This is a genomic window from Tahibacter sp., from assembly GCF_032229445.1.
GTDB lineage: Bacteria > Pseudomonadota > Gammaproteobacteria > Xanthomonadales > Rhodanobacteraceae > Tahibacter.
In genome coordinates, this window is sequence record NZ_JAVTWC010000035.1 from 1 (window position 1) to 18,288 (window position 18,288).

An 18,288-nucleotide genomic window follows, 5' to 3' on the forward strand; every position below is an offset into this window, starting at 1 on the left:
ACGTGACAGCAACTACTGGATGCCGGAATCACCCACACGATTCCGCGATGAGCCTGCAAAATGAACATGTCGCGCCTTTGCCTCTCGGCCAGCGCTCCGTCGTGCGGCGGGAACCGTGCCGGCATGTCGGGGGCGCCAGAAGCACGTTTTGCGTGCATCGCATTCCGGAGTTCATGTGCGCCGCTGTCAGATTCGGCTTGGCTATTGCGAAGGTCCGAAGCACCGCTCGCGCCAGACCTGCCTCGGCGGCAACCAGCGTGAGCAAGGCCTAGTGGACGGCCCGGCCAGTCGGCGACGCATGAGTCCACCTCGGATGAAGCCCGCGTTGTTTTTGCATGACGCTTCAATCGGCTTTGCGCGTTCGGGCTTTACGTGTGAATCACGAGGAGTTCCGTAGCGTGCACACCAGTGAACAGGACCCCAGGAACGACTCGATGGACGGTTCAACGGCGGACGAAAGAAACTCATGCCGTGCCCGGCTGTTCGACGCGCGCGGCAGGGACGCCGCGGTCGCGTGTGGCGATCTCGCGGCGGTGGAGCTCAGCGATCATCGTCTGCTGTGGGTCGATCTCACGAACCCGAGCCCCAGTCGTCTTGACGAGGTGTGGAAGGCATTGGCGTTGCCGCTGGCGGCAAAGGCTGAAGTGGGTTCCGCGCGAACCACCCCCTGCCTGCGCAAGGCCGGCGAAGTCTTCTGGGTTCGCGTCGTAGCGGTCAGTGGAAACGATGGACTCGCGCTGCGCGGCCGGGTCCTGACGTTGGTGGCGACGCGCAACGCGGTCGTGAGCATGCACGATGATCCGCTGCCTTTCGTGGATGCGCTGTTCGACCGCGAAGCGGCCGGCTCCGACATTGGCGCGTTGAGCGCCGAGAGCTTCGTGGCTTCGTTGCTGGACTGGCATCTCGTCACGTATTTCGACACCGTCGCGGATTTCGAAATCGCGATCGAGCGGTTGGAGGTGGGCATCCTCACTGAACGACAACGCGAATCGCTTCCTGAGTTGCGGCGCCTGCGCAAGGCTGCATCGCGCCTGCGTCGCATGCTTGCGCCGCACCGGGCTGTGTTCTCCGCGCTGTCGCGTCCCGATTTCCGGCCCAGAGAAGCCGCGGAAGCGGATGCGCATTTCGCGGCGCTGGACACGCGCTACGAACGGGCCATGGACATGGTGGAAAATACCCGCGATCTGGTCGTCGGAAGTTTCGAGCTCTTCACCAGCCAGATCGCACTTCAGACCAATGATTCGATGCGGCTGCTGTCCTTCATCGCCGTGGTGGTGGGCTTGCTCGCCGTGATCGCCGGAATCCTGGGAATGAACTTCGACGCACCGCTGTTCGAGACCCAGGCGGCCGGATTCTGGACTGCAGTCGGCGCGATGGCACTGTTAGCGACGACTGCCATCGCGCTGGCCCGGCACAGGGGCTGGTTCTGATGTAGCGCCGAGGAGAGAGGCACCTCCGTAACACTTTCCGTTGATGCCGACTGGGTGGGCCGAGCCCTGGTTGGCCCCGATCTGTTAGCGCCGATTTGTAGCCACTGGAGATGATATGAACCCCGATGTGGTTGGCTGGGCCGCTTCAGCGGTTCTGATGGCAACCCTGGTGCAGCAGGTAATCAAGCAAGCCAACGACGACTCGGCACAAGGAGTATCGCAGTGGCTATTCGCCGGGCAGATCGTCGCGTCCATCGGTTTCATCGTCTACAGCGCGATGGTCGGCAGCATCGTCTTCGTGGTGACCAACTGCTGCATTCTCGTGACGGCGATCGTGGGTCAGATCATCACAGCGAAGAAGCGTCGTTCCGGCGGCGCCCGATGAGGGACGCTTGTGCTGCTCAACCCATAATCGGACACGGATCTGCCCGGATCAGGTTCCCAGCGGCCGGTTGCGAGTGCTCCGACCACGAAACCGTCCGGCACCTGAGGGTGGCTGGGTCGGGCGGTGGCAGCGCGGCTCGTTGCGCCTTCGACCGAGCGGATTAGTACATGTGTGATTAATGAGGCGGCGGCAGTGCAGCTCTGCTCAGTCGGGCTTGCGCTTGATGACACTGATGGTGCCGTCCGTTTCCAGGAACGCGCGGCGCACCTCGCTGCGTTCCTCCACGCCTTCGGCACGCAGCGCCTCGTCGAGATCGGACTCCGGCAGGTTGTTGCGTTTCAACGCCTCGGCGAGGACGCAGCCGTCGCGCACCAGAAGGACCGCTTCACCTTCGACGATCTTGTCTGCGAGCTTGCTGCGCGTGGTGACGAAGCCGACGGTGTAGTTCAGCGCGATCAGCGTCGCCGACACGATGAGCGCGCCGATCACCGATTCATCCCCACCGGTCAACGCGCCTTGCGTGGACTCGCCGATCAGGATGACGACAACGAGGTCGAACGGCGTGAACTCGCCAACGGTGCGCTTGCCGGAGATGCGGACCAGCACCATGATCGCGAAGTAGACCACTGCGGCGCGTGCGACAAACTCCCAGGAACTCAGATCGGTCGAGAACACGGTTCTTCTCCGGTCACGCTTTCAGGGATGCCCACCGCACGGTTGATGCGGCGACCACGCCAATCCCGATGTCTTTCAGCTGCTCCATCGCATGGCGGTGCAGGGCAGGAGTCCTGGACGCGCACGCGTCGTGTGCCACGATCGGTCTGTAGTCGCGCATGTGCGCGTCGATCGCTGTGGCGGTGACGCATTGGTTACCCGCGACGCCGCACAGGACCACGGTGGACACGCCGAGGTGTTCCAGCAGCAGGTCCAACGGCGTGCCGAAAAACGCGGAATGCTTTGGCTTGAGCACGCGATAGTCGGATTCCTCCGGCGCAACGGCCGTGGCGATGCGGGCCGGTGCCTCGCCGGCGGCAATAGCCGCAGACCACACGGCACTGAAATCTGAGCGCCAATGGCCGAAGTTGTCGTTTGCGTAGATCACGGGAACGCCGGCGCGCCGCGCTGCGGTCATCAGGCGTACCGCCTGCGGCACGGCCCGTTCGACCTGGCGCAGCAGCTTTGCGCGATCGGGAATGCGCCACTCACTGATGAAGTCGATCATCAGCAGAGCCGCCGCGCACGCGTTGTGCGCGGGGCTCTTCAGCGGTGTGGAGGCAGTCATCCGTGACGTGTCCGGGTAAAGCGGGTGTCAGTGCCGTTTGAGCAAATCGTCGCGCGCCTGCTCCGCACGTGATGCGCCGATCGCTGTCTCGACCTTCTTGACCTCTTCCGGCGGCGGCAACACGGCCGGCAGACCCAGCGACTGGATCCACAGCTCACGACACCATCCTTTGGTGTGATAGAGGTGGTGGTCCTCGTCCTTTTCGACCGCCTCGTGCGCCTGCTTGAGGATCTTGATCGCCGGCCCGGAGCCCTTTTCGGCCACATGACCGATGAGTTCCCAGTTCTGATGGTCCTTGGTTTCGGCCAGCACCACGCACTCGCACGCCACGAGTTCGGCAGCGGCCGGGTCGCCGGCGGCCTTGGCCATCTCCATCGCGCTTACGAGCGAGTTGCCGATGTGTCCCACCACTTCACGGCCCGGCGGGCGCGTAGCAGGATCGAGCCCGAGTGATTCGAACACGTTCAACAGCACTTTCTCGTGTGTCTTCGTCTCCTCGAGGTACTCGCCCCATTCCTTGCGCAGGTCATCGTTCACGGCGCAGGTGATCGCCGTTTCGTAGATCTTGATGCCGCCTTGTTCGGTTTCGAGGGCCTGGTACAGCAATTCCTCTACCTGCTTCTGATCGTATTTCTTGGCCATGGGACTCTCCGTTGCTAGGTGGTAAACGTGCTAAGTGGAAAAGTAGTAAATGGTATTTGGGGTGCACGGCGCACATACGCCAGATCGATGGCGCTGCTGTGAAACTGGGGTCGCCGCGCTGGCGGGTCGCGGGTGACGCCTACGTCTTCGGCGGCGTCAGGTTCGTCGCATCGCCGCTGCCGCGGGTCTGCGCCGGTCCGATGTTCAGGCGGTTATCGATACTGGCGACGCCGTGGCAGCGGTCGACGAGGTCCTCGACGCGATAACGTGTCTGGCGCCGGTCGACGTGGCCGCTCAGCGTGACGGCACCGTCGGTGACCTGGACTTCGATCTCGCTCGCGTCGATATCCGGATCGGCCGTGAGCCGTTCGCTGATGTCTTCGCGCAGGCGTTCGTCGGAACGCACGTAGTTCTTCGGACCGCGACCGCGGAAATCCTCGCCGGGACGAGCGCGCGGATGGCCGTAGGCGCCGCTGCCGGGCTGGCCGCTCGTGTGTTCTGCATAGCCGCCGTTGGCGCCGGATCCGAAGCCGCCACGGCCTGGATGCGAGGCGGCGGAATTCGGGTTCGATGCAGCGCCGTGACCGTAGTAGCCGCTGTCGTGAGTGTGGCCGCGTTCCGCGCCGTAGTGGTGGCGGTAGTCGCCGCGCTGGGCGTCGCCCGATGTATGCGGCGAACCGTGGCGATCCCCGTCGTTGCGCGGTCCGTAGCTCGTGCCACGCTCCGCGGAGAAATCGCCATAGCCCCAGCGCTCGCCGGCGTGCTGCTCGCGCGCTTGCCAATCATCTTCGTCGTAGCGACCGTAGCTGTCGCGCTGTACGCCGGCGTATTCGCCGAGGTCACGCTGCGGTTCGCTGCGCGGCGCGCGGTCACGTGGATTGCTGTTTCGGTTCATGCCGGTTCTCCGTAGAGGCAGCGTGTGCTGGGGATGGGACTACGCATCTGTACGGGATTTCGCGAACTACTTGGCCTGGCCACGCAGCTGCTTGGCCTGGTCCAGATGCTTGGCTACGCTTTCGCGCGTTGTGCGTAGATGCTGCTGCACGGCGACATCGGTTGCGCCGGGGAGCAGCTTGCTGTCGATCATGCTCTGCAGGTTGGCGTGGCCCTTGATCATCGCGTCGAGATACGCGGTCTGGAAGGCAGGGCCATCGAGCTTGGCGAGCGTGTCGCGTTCGGCGGAGGCTTTGTCCTTGAATTCCTTCACCGCTGGTGTTTCGGCGATCGGCGCCTTGGTCATCTGGCTGATCTCCTCGACCTTCTTGAGATTAGCCGTGTGATCGGTCTGCAGCATCTTCGCGTAGCCCATTGTCGCGCTGTCGATTTTCTTCGACTGGGCCAGCTCGGCCGCGGCGATCTCGTGCTTGTTCACGACGCTGAGCGTGCTCAGCGCTTCGCTGTCGCCGGCCGCAGGTTGTGGAGCGGGCGCGGTCTGTTCGGCAGCGTTGGGTTGCGGATTCTGTGCGGTCGCTACGCCGACGACGGCGAGGGCGAGGCCGGTGGCAAAGGCGGAAAGGTACTTGGTGACGATCATGGCGATCTCCGGCTGACTCGGTTGCTGGGAACGAAAATCCACGCCTGCGGCGCTTCGCGCTGGTTTCAGCAAGCCATGTGCCAATCATGATTTGTGGACGCCGCTCGCGGAAACAGCCTCAATCGGCCCAGCGCGCGAGGTTCTGGTGGACTTCATCGATGCCGGACCAGGGGTCCTGCGCACGACGGGCGATGCGTCGCCGTGCGGAATGCAGGTCGAACGCTGCAGCACTTTTGAGTCGCGCCAGCTCGCTCCAGGCCAGCGGCATGGCGACCGGCGCACCGGGGCGCGCGCGCAGCGAGTACGACGCCACGCTCGTGGCGCCGCGGCCGTTGCGCAGGTAGTCGATGAAGATCACGCCGTTGCGCTTGGCCTTGCTCGCCACGGCGACATAGCGCTCGGGCTCGCTTTGCGCGAGGCTCGCGGCGAAGCCCTGGGCGAAGCGCTTGACGAGGTTCCAGCTGCAGCCGGGATTCAGCGGCACGACGACGTGCAGGCCCTTGCCACCCGAGGTGCGCAGAAACGATTCGAGCCCGGTCTTTGCGAGCAGGTCGTGCAGCTGCCTGGCGGCGCTCTTGACCGCGGCCCAGGTTACGCCGGGGCCGGGATCGAGATCGAATACGAGCCGGTCGGCGCGATCAGGTCTGGCCGCGGTCGATCCCCACGGGTGGAACTCGAGCGCGTTGAACTGGACGAGTTCCATCAGTTGCGTTTCGTCGTTGACCACGAGGTAGTCGCGCGTTGCGCCAGACTCTTCCTTGAGGCGCACGCGGTCGACCTGGGTGATGCCGGCAGTGCGATGTTTCTGGAAAAAGCAGGCCTGGCCGATGCCGTCGGGACAGCGCACGACCGACACGGGCCGGCCGGCGATTTCGCGCAGCAGCAGCGGCGCGACAGCGCGGTAATAGTCGGCGACATCCTGCTTGCGGATATCGTCGTCCGGAAACACGACGCGTTCGGGGCTGGTCAGCCGCGGTGCCGCGGCTGTTGGCTTGCGTGCGGGTTTAGCGGCTGGAGCTTTCGTGGCGGCGCGTGTGGATTTTTTCGGCGCGGCTTTTGCGGACGCTGATTTTTCCGCTGCTGATTTGCCCGGCGCGGATTTCTTTTCTGGCTTGTTCGTGGCTGGTTTGTTCGCGGCTGATTTCTTCGGTGCGGTCGTTGCCACAGCGCGCGCGGTTTTCTTCCTTGCCGGCGTTGCTGTTGCAACGGGCACCGGTTTCCCTGGCGACGTTTCGCGCGCGGCCGACACGGGTTTCTTTTTCGGCGCGGCGCCCTTGGTGTTGCGCGTGCGCGCGGTGGGTGCGTCGCTGCGCAGATCGCGGAGGTTCTTGTCCATGCGTATCGCCTTGAGGGAAGGTTGGCGCAGCAGGCCCTGGCGGCCCTGGCCGCGGCTGAAGACCTCGACGACGAAGGCCGGCGCGAACCAGCGCGCGGTGCGCAGGTCGGTGTCGATGGCCTCGACCGGCACACTGGGTGTCGCACTGGTCTTTTCCGGCAGTGCCGCGGCGATCTGGCGCATCTGTGCGTCGTCGAAGCCGGAACCCACGCGGCCGGCGAACTGCCAGGCGCCGTCCACGTGGCGCGCGAGCAGCAGAGAGCCGAAGCCGCTGCGGCTGCCGCGCGGCGCGGTATAGCCGACGACGGCGTATTCGTCGCTGTGCGCGCGTTTGATCTTGCGCCAGTCGTCGCTGCGTCCGCTGCGATAGGGCGCGTCGGCGCGCTTGGCGATGGTGCCTTCGAAGTCGCGGGCGGTGGCGAGTTCGAAGGCGGCCGCGCCGTCGCCGGCGATGTGCGAGCTGTAGGCCAGACGCGCCGGGGGCTTGCCGAGCCATTGCGCGAGCAATTCCTTGCGCGCGTGCAGCGGGCTCGCGCGCAGGTCGATGCCGTCGAGGTGGATCAGGTCGAACAGCACGTAGCTCAGGCGCGCCTGGGCCTGCCCGGACAGCGTGGACTGCAGCAGGGCGAAGTCCTGGTGCGCACCGTTGCCGGCGATGAGTTCGCCGTCGAGGGCAGCCTGCTCGACACCCAGACGTTCCAGCGCGGCGACGATGTCGGGCAGCTTTGCGGTCCACTCGATCGCGTTGCGCGACCACAGTCGTGCCGTGCCGCCGCGAATCACGGCGAGCAGGCGATAGCCGTCCCATTTGAGTTCGTGCAGCCAGCCGTCACCGGCGGGTGGCTGCGTGGCCAGCTGGGCGAGCTGCGGCTCGAACGGCGCATCGGCCAGTGCACCGCGCCGTGCCGCGGGCAGCGCGGCCGCGCGCACGGCCCAGTCGATGCGGCGGCCGCGGCGTGGTTGCGGCGCGCTGCGGGCGCCGCTGCGTGCAGGAGACTTGCGCGCGGTCGCGACGCGCTTCGCGGACTTCTTCGCGGCCGTCTTCGAGGCCGGCCCAGTCGCGGCGGGCGGGCGCGTCACCCCGGCCAGCAGATCGTCGGCTTCGCGCTGGCCGGCGTAGGCATCGTGCTGCTTGATCAGCAGCCATTCGGGGTGGCCGCTGCGACCGCGCCGCGTGCGCACGAGATGCCAGCCACCCTTGAGCCGCTCGCCGAAGAGTTCGAACTGCAAATGCCCTTTGCGCAGCTGCGCCTCGACGTCGCCGTCGCAGGTCCATACGCCGCGATCGAACAGCGCGACGTGGCCGCCGCCGTATTCGCCGGCCGGAATCTCGCCTTCGAAGTCGGCGTAGTCGAGCGGATGGTCTTCGACTTCGGCAGCGAGGCGCTTGACTGCCGGATCGAAGCTCGGCCCCTTGGGTACGGCCCAGCTCTTGAGCGTATCCCCGACCTGCAGGCGGAAATCGTAGTGGCGTCGGCTTGCGTGGTGCAGCTGGACGACAAACAGGCTGCGCTGCCCGGCCGCGGCGCCCGCGCGCGGCGCAGGTTCGCGCGTACGGGAGAAATCACGCTTGCGCTGGTACGCGGTCAGGCTCATGGCAGCTCCATTGCACGAGGGCAGGTAGGCGATCAGGCGATGCGTGCTGCAATTCGCTTGCCGGATGAAACGCTACCCCTGACCGTTGAAGGAAAGGGCTCAAAAGGGCTGGCCTTTTACTTTTTTGGAGCCCCCTTAAGTTAAGGGGGCGGCCGAACGCGAAGCGTTTGGCCAGGGTTGTGGAGATCTGGTGCTGATCACGAGAACGACGGTCCAGCAAATCGGCAGTCGCGAACCGAGGTCAGGCTCGCCGCGTCATGCCATTCGAGCACCGCGGCGGGCAGCCAACGACTCAGGTCGATGTCTTCGCTGCGGTAGGCGTCGAGCACGTCGGCGACGCGGCGCTGGGCACGACTCGCCCGGCTGGCCGCGCCGCGCGCTTCCAGTTCCAACGGATGCAGCAGGGCGGTCCAGGCGTACAGCAGTTCGGCGCTCGCGAGCAGGCGTTCGCGGATCCAGCCGCGCAGCGGGCGATGCAGGCGATAGCCGTCGCGCAGCAGCGTCGTGGCGGCGGTATCCAGCGCGGCATAGGCGCCGCGGTACCACTCGGTGGCGCCGCCGGCGTCGATCGGCACGGTCAGTGGCGCCGGCGCGGCATGCAGCTGCAGCGCGCGACCCAGCCGTGTTTCCAGCGCGCGCGCATCGCGTACGGTCTCGGTTTCCACGGCGAAGGCGAGTTCGGTATCGAAAAACTCGAAGTAGCGCGGGTGCAACTGCTGCATGCGCGCGAGCGGATCGCGCGAGAAGCCGAGCTTGAGCAGGTCTTCGCCGTGGCAGGGCAGCACGTACAGGAAGGCGCGCGCGACGCTGCTGGTCGAAGCGAACGGAAACGGGGCGTCGTGATCCATGCCGGATTCTGCGACGACTGGCGTCGACGAGCGATCGATTGCACCACCACCGAACCAGCAGGGCGAACCGGTTCAGCGCCTCGAGGCTGCGGGCGAGTGCGATCCGGAGTTCCTGCGCGATGATCTGGGCGCGGTCGGGCAGTGGATATTGCTCCAGCACCGCGGCGTTCATGACCACGGCATTGAGCGCGTTGCGCAGCGCATGGACCGCCTCGGCGGTTTCGTCCGGCCGCGGCGCAGCATCGGCGTGCCTGATGGTCCCGCGCGTGGAGCGAGCGTCGGCCAATCGGCGCAGGTCTGCGAGGGATCTCGCGACAGGTACGGCTGAATCGTGTTTGCAATGACGTCGCACTCACGCATACCAGAGTCAACTGTGGGCGCGCCCGCCTGATTTCCGCCCGATTTTCATCCGATGCGCCGCGTGAAGCGCGTGATGCGCGCGTGAATAGGTTCCAACATGAATGCGCGAAAGTTGTTGAGTGCGGTTGGCATGGTCGTTGCGGTGTCTTCCTCGCCGCCTGACAGACAGATCATCCGTCCGCGTATATGGCAGGGCGGTCGCAGCGAGGAAGGATGGTCACCCTATGGAGAGTGCAATGAACCCGAACGACCAGCGCAAACCCGACGACTCGGTGCAGACCGGCGATGAATCCCGCCAAGCTGCCGAGAGCCGTTCCGCCGAGAGCAACGGCACGAGCCGGCGCGGCTTCGCGTCCATGGACGAGAGCCGTCAGCGCGCCATCGCCAGTGAAGGCGGACGGGCCGCACATGCGCGCGGCACAGCGCACGAGTTCACGTCCGAAGAGGCGCGCGAAGCGGGCCGCAAGGGCGGCGAAGCGGTAAGCCAGAATCGTGAGCACATGGCCGAAATCGGCCGGCGTGGTGGAGAAGCGCGCGGCAATGCGCATCGCAAGGCCGCTGCCGCGCGTGGCGAAACCGGTGGCGAGGAAGAGATACGCCGCACGGAGCGCCATACCAGCGATCGTCGCGACAATGGCGCCGGTCTCGATGCGCCGGCAAGGCGCGATCTCTGAGGATGGCCGTCCGTTGGCGGCAGGCATCGCAGGTGCCTGCCGCTCTCTGATCGGCGTCGTGGAGCCGCCTTTCCGTCACGTTTCGATCACATTTTTTGTGCCGTTCGAGGCTTGCAGAGGCTGATTGTTCATCCGGCTGCTGACCCGAGATCCCGGGGATGGCATTCCAAGGCGTATGTTGCTAGAAACAGCGGCGGACTCTGCCTTGTTGGCACGGTCGAACGCCCTTTCTTCTGCGCCCCATCAGCCTACAAGGTTCCTGCATGCCCCATTCGTTGGTGGTGGAAGATCTGCGTGGACTCCGCTCGCTCGGATTCCTGCCGCTGCGCACGGCGATCGGGTTCACGCTCGCCGCGCTCGCCGTCGTGCTCATCGCATGGTTTTCCTATGACTCGCTGGTAAATCGCACGGTCACGTCTGCGCGCGTCGAGCGATCGGCCGCCGTGATGGCCGCGCTCGCCGACAGCCTGTCGCTGATGAAAGATGCGGAAGCCGGGCAGCGCGGCTTCTTGCTCAGCGGTGAAGCGCGCTACCTGGAGCCGTTCACGCTCGCCAAGGCTGGTGTCGATTCACGCCTGCAGCGCCTGCAGGAACTGATGGCCGACGACGTCGAGCAGGAGCGCCGCATTGTCACGCTGCGCCAGCTCACGCTCGAGAAGCTGGCCGAACTCGACGAGACGGTAAGCCTGCGCCAGCGTGGCGACGGCGCCGCCGCGCTCGCCATGTTCGCGAGCGATCGCGGCCGACTGGTCATGGACAAGATTCGCGCGGTCGCTGCCGAGATCGATGACAACGAGCAGCGCAAGCAGGAACGACAGCAAAAAGATTGGCGTGACGCTTCCGATCGCACCGTCTGGGTGTCGATGGGTGGTGCGGCGACGTTGTTCGGGTTGATCCTGATTGCCGCCGTCGCGACTTCACGCGAATACCGGGCACGCGAAACCGAGGCCTGGGTGAGAAAGGGCCAGGCCGGCGTGGCCGAACGCCTGCTCGGCGAGCAGGGCCTGCAATCGATCGGCGAGAACGCGCTGGCCTTCCTCACGCGCTACATGGAAGCGCCCGTCGGCGTGGTCTATGTGCTGGCCGGCGGCGGCCGCTTCCATCAGGTCGCGGCACACGCGCCCAGCGGCGGCAGCGACCGGGCCGACCAGCGTCTCGGCGAAGGCCTGGTCGGTCAGGCGATCAAGGATCGTGCATTGCTGCATGTACGCCACCTGCCACCGGGCTATCTGCCCTTGAGCTCGGGCCTGGGCCGCGGCGAAGCCGGCGAACTGCTGATCCTGCCGACCGCCATCGACGGCGTCGTGCAAGCCGTACTCGAGCTGGGTTTCCTGCGCCCGGTGCGTGAACCCGAAAAGGAATTGTTGCGCCGTGCCGCCGAAGCGTTCGCGATCGCCGTGCGCACGGCCAAGGACCGCGCGCGCGTGCAGGAGCTGCTCGAGGAAACCCAGCAGCAGGCCGAGGAGCTGCAGACCCAGCAGGAAGAGCTGCGCGTCAGCAACGAGGAACTCGAAGAGCAGAGCAACGCGCTCAAGGCGTCGCGCGCGCAGCTGGAAAACCAGCAGAGCGAGCTGGAACAGACCAATACCCAGCTCGAAGAATTCGCCCAGCAGCTGGAGCATCAGCGCGACGAGCTGGCGCGTTCGCAGGTCGTGCTGATCGACAAGGCGGCCGAGCTCGAGCGTGCCAACACCTACAAGAGCGAGTTCCTGGCCAACATGAGCCACGAGCTGCGCACGCCGCTGAACTCCACGCTGATCCTGGCCAAGCTGCTGGCGGACAACAAGCCGGGCAATCTCACCGACGAGCAAGTCAAGTTCGCGCAGACGATTTCCTCGGCCGGCAAGGATTTGCTGGAGATCATCAATGACATCCTGGACCTGGCCAAGATCGAATCCGGCAAGGTCGAGGTCAATCGTGAAAAAGTGAACCTTGTCGCCGCCACCGATGCGCTCGTGCGCACATTCCGGCCGGTCGCGCAGGACAAGGGGCTGCAGCTGATTTGCGAGATCGAGATCGGCGCGCCGGTGGAACTGCTGACCGATCCGCTGCGGCTGGGCCAGATCCTGCGCAACCTGCTGTCCAACGCGCTGAAGTTCACCGAGCGTGGCGAGGTCGCGCTGCGCGTGTCCGCTGGCGAGCAGGGCCAGGTCGTGTTCGCCGTGCACGATACCGGCATCGGCATTCCCGAGCAGCAGCAGGACGTGATCTTCGAGGCCTTCCGCCAGGCCGATGGCAGCATGCACCGCAAGTACGGGGGCACCGGCCTCGGGCTGTCGATCTCGCGCGACCTGGCCCGCCTGCTCGGCGGCGACATCCTCGTACGCAGCACGCCGGGCAAGGGCAGCATCTTCGTGCTGACCCTGCCGACGCAGCCGGTCGAGGGCGCCATCGTGGCACCCGAAATTCCTCCGGCTGCGGTCGTTCCGCTCGCGCTGCCAAGAGCATCCCGGCAGGATCCGCCGCTGGCGCCGGCGGCGATCGACGACGACCGCGATACGCTGGCCGATGGCGACCGCTGCGTGCTCGTCGTCGAGGACGACCCCAACTTCGCGACGATCCTGCGCGACGTGGCGCGCGAAACCGGTTTTGCCTGCGTCGTGGCGCAGCGTGGCGGCGATGGCCTCGTCGCGGCGACGCGCTACCGTCCGGTCGCTATCCTGCTCGACGTCAACCTGCCGGACCAGTCGGGTCTCGGTGTGCTCGACCAGCTCAAGCGCAACCCGCTGACGCGGCACATCCCGGTCCATGTCGTGTCGGTGGCCGACTACGCGCAGCAGGCGCTGGAGCGCGGCGCGATGGGCTATGCCGTCAAGCCGGTCATGCGCTCGCAGCTCATCGACGCGCTGCGCCAGATGGAAGCCATCAGCACATCGCGGCTGCGCACCGTGCTCGTTGTCGAGGACAACGCGGTGCAGCTCGAAAGCGTGCGCCAGCTGCTGGTCGCCGACGACGTCAACATCGTCGGCGTGGACTCCGCCGGCGCGGCGCTCGCGGCGCTGCAGGCGAACACCTTCGATTGCATGGTGCTGGATCTCAACCTGCCCGACATGAGCGGCTATACGCTGCTGCAGAAGATGGCCGAGCGCGAGGAGGTGTCGTTCCCGCCCGTCATCGTCTACACCGGGCGTGCGCTGTCGCGTGACGAAGAACAGTCGCTACGGCGCTTCTCCAAGTCCATCATCGTCAAGGACGCGCGCTCGCCCGAGCGCCTGCTCGATGAGGTCACCCTGTTCCTGCACCAGATGGAATCGACGCTGACGCCGGACCGGCAGCGCATGCTGCGCGCTGCGCGCGACCGCGACTCGGCGCTGGAGGGACGGCGCATCCTCGTGGTCGAGGACGACGTGCGCAACATCTTCGCCGTGTCGAGCGTACTGGAGCCCAAGGGCGCGAAGATCGAGATCGCACGCAACGGCCGCGAGGCGCTGGACGTGCTCGCGCGCGCGGACAAGTCGCCGGATGCGACCATCGACCTCGTGCTGATGGACATCATGATGCCCGAGATGGACGGCTTCACCGCGATGCGCGAGATCCGCCGGCGCCCCGAGTGGCGCCGTCTGCCGATCATCGCGCTGACCGCCAAGGCGATGAAGGACGACCAGGAGAAATGCCTCGCCGCCGGCGCCAATGACTACATCGCCAAGCCGCTGGACGTGGACCGTCTGCTGTCCCTGGTACGGATCTGGATGCCGCGGTGAGCTTGGTGCCGACCGATCCGTCCGTCAACGACGTCGAGCTCAAGTTGCTCGTGGAGGCGATCTACCACGCCTACCACTATGATTTCCGGCGCTATGCGCGAGCCTCGCTGCGCCGGCGCCTGTCCGCGGCGATGCTGCGCTTCGACTGCCGGACACTCTCGCAGCTCCAGGGGCGCCTGCTGCACGAGTCGGACGTGTTCGCCGAATTGCTCGACTACCTCACGGTGCAGGTCAGTGACATGTTCCGCGACCCGAGCTATTTCCGCGCGCTGCGCGAGAAAGTCGTGCCGCTGCTGCGCACCTATCCGTCGCTCAAGATCTGGATCGCCGGCTGCAGCTCGGGCGAGGAGGCCTATTCCATGGCCATCCTGCTGCGCGAGGAAGGGCTGCTCGAACGCAGCCTGATCTACGCGACGGACATCAACCCCAACGCGCTGCGCCGCGCCGAGGCCGGCATCTACGACGCGGCCAAGGTGGCCGACTTCACCCGCAACCACCATCTGTCCGGAGGGCGCTCATCGCTGTCGGACTACTATTCGGCCGCCTACGACCGCGTCATCTTCGACAAGAACCTGCGCCGCAACATCGTGTTCTCCGACCACAGCCTCGCCACCGACAGCGTGTTCGCGGAAGTGCAGCTGGTGTCGTGCCGCAATGTGCTGATCTATTTCGACCGCGAACTGCAGAGCCGTGCGCTGGACCTTTTCCACGAATCGCTGTGCCGCAAGGGATTTCTCGGCATCGGCCTGCGCGAGTCGCTGCGTTTTTCCAGCCACGCCGATTCGTTCGTCGAAGTGGCGCGCGAGGACCGCATCTACCAGAAGGCGGACGCGCGATGAGCGTCCGGTTCGACCGTCCCGTCGAGGCCATCGTGATTGGCGCGTCGTCCGGTGGCGTCGAGGCGCTGACGCGCGTGCTGCCCGCGCTGTCGGCGGACACGCGCGCGAGCGTCTTCGTCGTGCTACATCTGCCGCGCGAGCGCGGCAGCCTGCTGGTCGACGTCTTCGCGCCGCGCTGCAAGCTGCCGGTGCGCGAGGTCCACGACAAGGATCCGATCGCCGCGGGTACGATCTATTTCGCGCCGCCGGACTACCACCTGCTCATCGACGAGGGCCCCCAGCTGGCCCTGTCGATGGACGAACCGGTCGAGTTCTCGCGGCCGTCCGTCTCCGTGCTGTTCGAGACCGCCGCGGCGGTCTACGGCGACCGGCTGCTCGCGCTGCTGCTGACCGGTGCCGGCAGCGACGGAGCGGCCGGCATGCAGGCAGTGCAGCGCGCCGGTGGCCTTACTGTCGTGCAGCAGCCCGAGAGCGCGCGCATGCCGCAGATGCCCGCGGCGGCGCTGGAGCGCATTTCCGTTGACCATGTACTCACCTTGGAAGAAATCATGACCATGTTTCAGGCGCTCCCGCGCGCGGGGCGCGCATGAACCGGCACGAACTGCCGGCACCGTTCCCGTCGCTGGAGCGGGTCAAATGCCTGATCGTCGACGATCTCGAAGAGAACCTGCTTGCGCTCTCGGCGCTGCTGGAAAATCTCGATGTGGAATTGTTGCAGGCACGCTCCGGCGCGGAGGCGCTGGAGTTGCTGCTGGTCAACGACGTCGCCCTGGCGTTGCTCGACGTGCAGATGCCGAACATGGACGGCTTCGAGCTGGCCGAACTGATGCGCGGCAGCGAACGCACGCGGCATGTGCCGATCATCTTCCTGACCGCCGGGCTGAGCGATTCGCGGCGCCAGTTCAAGGGCTACGGTTCGGGCGCGGTGGATTTCCTGCACAAGCCGATCGAGCCCTTCGTCCTGCGCAGCAAGGCCGAGGTGTTCTTCCAGCTGTACCGGCAGAAGCGCCAGCTCGCCCACGAGCTCGACCAGCGCACGCGTACGCTGCAGCTCAACGAGATGTTCGTCGCCGTGCTCGGGCATGACCTGCGCAATCCGCTGAGCGCGATGATCTTCGCCGGTTCCATCCTGCAGCGCTCGGCCGACGCGGCGACGCGCAACAGCGCCGACCTGATCGTGCAGACGGGCTGGCGCATGAACCGCATGATCGCCGATCTGCTCGACCTGGCGCGCGCGCGCCTGGCCGGCGGCATCGCGATCAATGTGGAAGAAGCCGACCTCGGCATCATCGCGACGCGCATCAAGGCCGAGCGCGAAGTCATGACGCCGCGGCGCGAACTGTTGCTGGATCTCACCGGCAACCTGCGCGGCCATTGGGACGGCGACCGCCTCGAACAGGCGCTGAGCAACCTGATCGGCAATGCGGTCGAACACGGCAAGCCGGATTCCGCGGTGGAAATCACCCTCGACGGCAGTGCGCCGGAACGTATCGTTTTGCGCGTGAGCAACGTAGGCTCCATTGCCGAAGACGTGCTGCCGACGCTGTTCACGCCGTTCCGCGACGGCCGCTACCGCGGCCGTGGCGACGGCCTCGGCCTGGGCCTGTACATCGTCAAGCAGATCGTCGACGCGCACGAGGGCGACGTCACGGCGCGCTGCGAGGACGGCAAGACGGTGTTCGAGGTGCTGTTGCCGCGCGAGAGCAAACCGGGGCGGCGGGAGGGCTGAGGTTTCGCCGATGCGCTCGCGAGGCCGGCGCGGCGTGTTCGCGCCGGGGCGTGGCGGGCCGTGCGTCGTCAGCATGTGGGCGCATTTTTCCGCAGTCGCGGACACGCTGTGCTGCGGACGTGGCTCCCGCGCCAGCCCACCGTCACGCATTTTTCGGAGGTGGTTGCTAACCGGCGCGGCCGGGATCGCATCCAAGCGGTTCGTCCTGCCTTCCGGAGCAACCGATGTCCCGCAGCACCTTTCGACAGGAAGCCGATCCGCGCCGCGCGCGCGTCTGTGCCATTTCCGCGCGCGCAACGACGGTAATCGGCATGTGCGCGTCCACGCTGCTCGCCACGCTGCTGACGGCCTGCAGTACAGCCATGCCGCCGTCGGCCTCGTCGCCGCCGGCATCGCCGCCGGCCGTATCGACCCAGCCAGCAGCCATCGCGGCAGCGGCCACGTCCGACGACCCGCTCGCGCCGCTGCAGCGTGGCCTGCGCCTGAACCGGCTCAAGGCCGGCGAGGCCTTGCCCGGCTGGTCGTTGGCCGAACGCATGGCGCATCACAAGGTGCCTGGCGTGGCGATCGCGGTGCTGCGCAACGGCGAAGTCGTCGCGGCCCGCGGCTATGGTCTGCGCGAGGCCGGCACGACCGATGCCGTAGACGCCGACACCCTTTTCTCGGTCGGATCGGTCAGCAAGATCGCGACCGCGGCCACGGCGCTGCGCTTCGTCGCCGACGGTCGCCTCGATCTCGATCGCGACATCAACACCTACCTGAAGTCGTGGCAGCTCGCGCCGCAGCCCGGCATCGCCGATGCGCGCGTGAGCCTGCGCATGCTGCTGTCGCATACCGCCGGCCTGGATGTGCATGGGTTTCCGGATTTCCAGCCCGGCGAAGCGATGCCGACACTGCTGCAGACCCTGGATGGCACGCCGCCGGCGAAGGTCGGGCCGGTGCGCCTGATCCACGAACCCGGCGCGCGCTACGACTATTCCGGCGGCGGCACGATGATCGGACAGTTGCTGCTGCAGGAACTGGGTGGCGCGGACTTCGAGACGGTCGCGCGGCGCGAAGTGTTCGACCCGCTGCAGATGGCGCGCAGCACCTTCGCCAACCCGCTGCCGGCGCAACGCGGCAACATCGCCAAGGCACATGACAAGGATGGCGCGCGCGTTGCCTTGCCGCGCGGCTGGGAGAGCTTCCCGGAGCAGGCCGCGTCGGGCCTGTGGACCAGCGCGAACGAACTTGGCCGCTTCGTCGGCGTGCTGCTCAGGAGCTACCAGGGCCGCGCGGATTTTCTGCCACGACCGCTCGCGCAGCAGATGATGACCGAGGTGTCGCCGAGCATGCATGGCCTCGGGCCGCGGCTGGAGGGCACGGGCATCGCGCGCGTTTTTCATCACGGCGGCGACAACGACAGCTACCACGCCTGGATCGAAGGCTATCTGGAAACCGGCGACGGTCTGGTCATCCTGACCAACGGCGACGGCGGTGTGCCGCTGCGCAGCGAGATCCGCGCTGCGTTCTCCGATGCGATCGGACTCGGCATCAACTCGGCGCTGCGCGTCGTCGACATCGATCTGGGGGCACCAGTCTATGCCGACTATGCGGGGCGCTATGAACTCGACACTACCGTTCCGGCCGACATCCGCCGCGGCCTCATCGACTCGTTCGACTATCCCGGCTTCGAACTCGTCCACGGCGACGGTAAGCTCACGCTGGTCCTGCCGGGCGACGACGATTCCAAGCAGCCCAAGCGCTACACCGCCCAGGCCCTGGCAACGGATCGTTTCGTCGGCGATGGGTTCACGCCATTCGAGTTCAGGCTGCATCGCGACGCGCGCGGGCAGGTGCGCGGCGCCTCGGTGGAACGCACCGGCGATACGGCGTACTCCCGGCGCAGCGCCCAATAGCGCGGTTTCCGCGCAGCGCCTCGCCGATGAGGCG

At 66.4% G+C, this 18,288-nt stretch carries 16 protein-coding genes; 9 read left to right on the top strand and 7 right to left on the bottom strand.

Annotation, left to right across the window (positions count from 1 at the left end; all coding sequences use genetic code 11):
• Positions 1-398: 398 nt before the first annotated feature.
• A complete protein-coding gene (locus tag RUU78_RS07445; RefSeq protein WP_313915180.1) occupies positions 399-1,430 on the top strand; it encodes a CorA family divalent cation transporter in 1,032 nt (343 codons plus the stop codon).
• Between the two features lie 115 nt (positions 1,431-1,545).
• Positions 1,546-1,815 (top strand): hypothetical protein, encoded by a 270-nt coding sequence (locus tag RUU78_RS07450; protein ID WP_313915182.1) that lies wholly within the window; start codon positions 1,546-1,548, stop codon positions 1,813-1,815.
• 204 nt (positions 1,816-2,019) lie between these two features.
• On the opposite strand, the gene RUU78_RS07455 is transcribed toward RUU78_RS07450, so the two are convergent.
• The 7 genes from RUU78_RS07455 to RUU78_RS07485 form a co-directional block, all read right to left on the bottom strand.
• Positions 2,020-2,490, bottom strand: a complete 471-nt coding sequence (locus tag RUU78_RS07455) for a YetF domain-containing protein (RefSeq protein WP_313915183.1) — start codon at positions 2,488-2,490, stop codon at positions 2,020-2,022.
• A 13-nt stretch (positions 2,491-2,503) separates the two neighbouring features.
• Positions 2,504-3,097, bottom strand: a complete 594-nt coding sequence (locus RUU78_RS07460) for an isochorismatase family cysteine hydrolase (RefSeq protein WP_313915185.1) — start codon at positions 3,095-3,097, stop codon at positions 2,504-2,506.
• A 27-nt stretch (positions 3,098-3,124) separates the two neighbouring features.
• Positions 3,125-3,739 (bottom strand): hypothetical protein, encoded by a 615-nt coding sequence (locus RUU78_RS07465; protein WP_313915187.1) that lies wholly within the window; start codon positions 3,737-3,739, stop codon positions 3,125-3,127.
• 139 nt (positions 3,740-3,878) lie between these two features.
• Entirely contained in the window at positions 3,879-4,634 is a 756-nt protein-coding gene (locus tag RUU78_RS07470) for a BON domain-containing protein (protein WP_313915188.1), read from the bottom strand.
• Positions 4,635-4,700: 66 nt separating this feature from the next.
• Positions 4,701-5,273, bottom strand: a complete 573-nt coding sequence (locus tag RUU78_RS07475; RefSeq protein WP_313915190.1) for a DUF4142 domain-containing protein — start codon at positions 5,271-5,273, stop codon at positions 4,701-4,703.
• Between the two features lie 118 nt (positions 5,274-5,391).
• Positions 5,392-8,205 (bottom strand): DNA ligase D, encoded by a 2,814-nt coding sequence (gene ligD, locus RUU78_RS07480; RefSeq protein ID WP_313915191.1) that lies wholly within the window; start codon positions 8,203-8,205, stop codon positions 5,392-5,394.
• 197 nt (positions 8,206-8,402) lie between these two features.
• A complete protein-coding gene (locus RUU78_RS07485; RefSeq protein WP_313915193.1) occupies positions 8,403-9,053 on the bottom strand; it encodes a GIY-YIG nuclease family protein in 651 nt (216 codons plus the stop codon).
• Here RUU78_RS07485 and RUU78_RS07490 point away from each other — a divergent pair.
• The 7 genes from RUU78_RS07490 (at position 9,052) to RUU78_RS07520 (ending at position 18,254) form a co-directional block, all read left to right on the top strand.
• Entirely contained in the window at positions 9,052-9,381 is a 330-nt protein-coding gene (locus RUU78_RS07490) for a hypothetical protein (protein WP_313915195.1), read from the top strand. The two genes, RUU78_RS07485 and RUU78_RS07490, sit on opposite strands and share 2 nt — an antisense overlap.
• Positions 9,382-9,685: 304 nt before the next feature.
• Complete coding sequence (locus RUU78_RS07495; RefSeq protein WP_313915330.1) at positions 9,686-10,087, top strand: KGG domain-containing protein; 402 nt, start codon at positions 9,686-9,688, stop codon at positions 10,085-10,087.
• 263 nt (positions 10,088-10,350) lie between these two features.
• Positions 10,351-13,788, top strand: a complete 3,438-nt coding sequence (locus tag RUU78_RS07500) for a response regulator (protein WP_313915197.1) — start codon at positions 10,351-10,353, stop codon at positions 13,786-13,788.
• On the top strand, positions 13,785-14,627 hold the full coding sequence (locus RUU78_RS07505) for a protein-glutamate O-methyltransferase CheR (protein ID WP_313915199.1): 843 nt from the start codon (positions 13,785-13,787) through the stop codon (positions 14,625-14,627). The genes RUU78_RS07500 and RUU78_RS07505 overlap by 4 nt, the downstream gene beginning before the upstream one ends.
• A complete protein-coding gene (locus RUU78_RS07510; protein WP_313915201.1) occupies positions 14,624-15,217 on the top strand; it encodes a chemotaxis protein CheB in 594 nt (197 codons plus the stop codon). The genes RUU78_RS07505 and RUU78_RS07510 overlap by 4 nt, the downstream gene beginning before the upstream one ends.
• The gene (locus RUU78_RS07515) at positions 15,214-16,356 is read left to right on the top strand and encodes a hybrid sensor histidine kinase/response regulator (RefSeq protein WP_313915202.1); all 1,143 of its coding nucleotides are present in this window, start codon (positions 15,214-15,216) and stop codon (positions 16,354-16,356) included. Before RUU78_RS07510 ends, RUU78_RS07515 begins: the two co-directional genes overlap by 4 nt.
• A gap of 224 nt (positions 16,357-16,580) precedes the next feature.
• Positions 16,581-18,254, top strand: coding sequence for a serine hydrolase domain-containing protein (locus tag RUU78_RS07520; protein WP_313915204.1), 1,674 nt, complete (start codon positions 16,581-16,583; stop codon positions 18,252-18,254).
• The last annotated feature ends 34 nt before the right edge of the window (positions 18,255-18,288 follow it).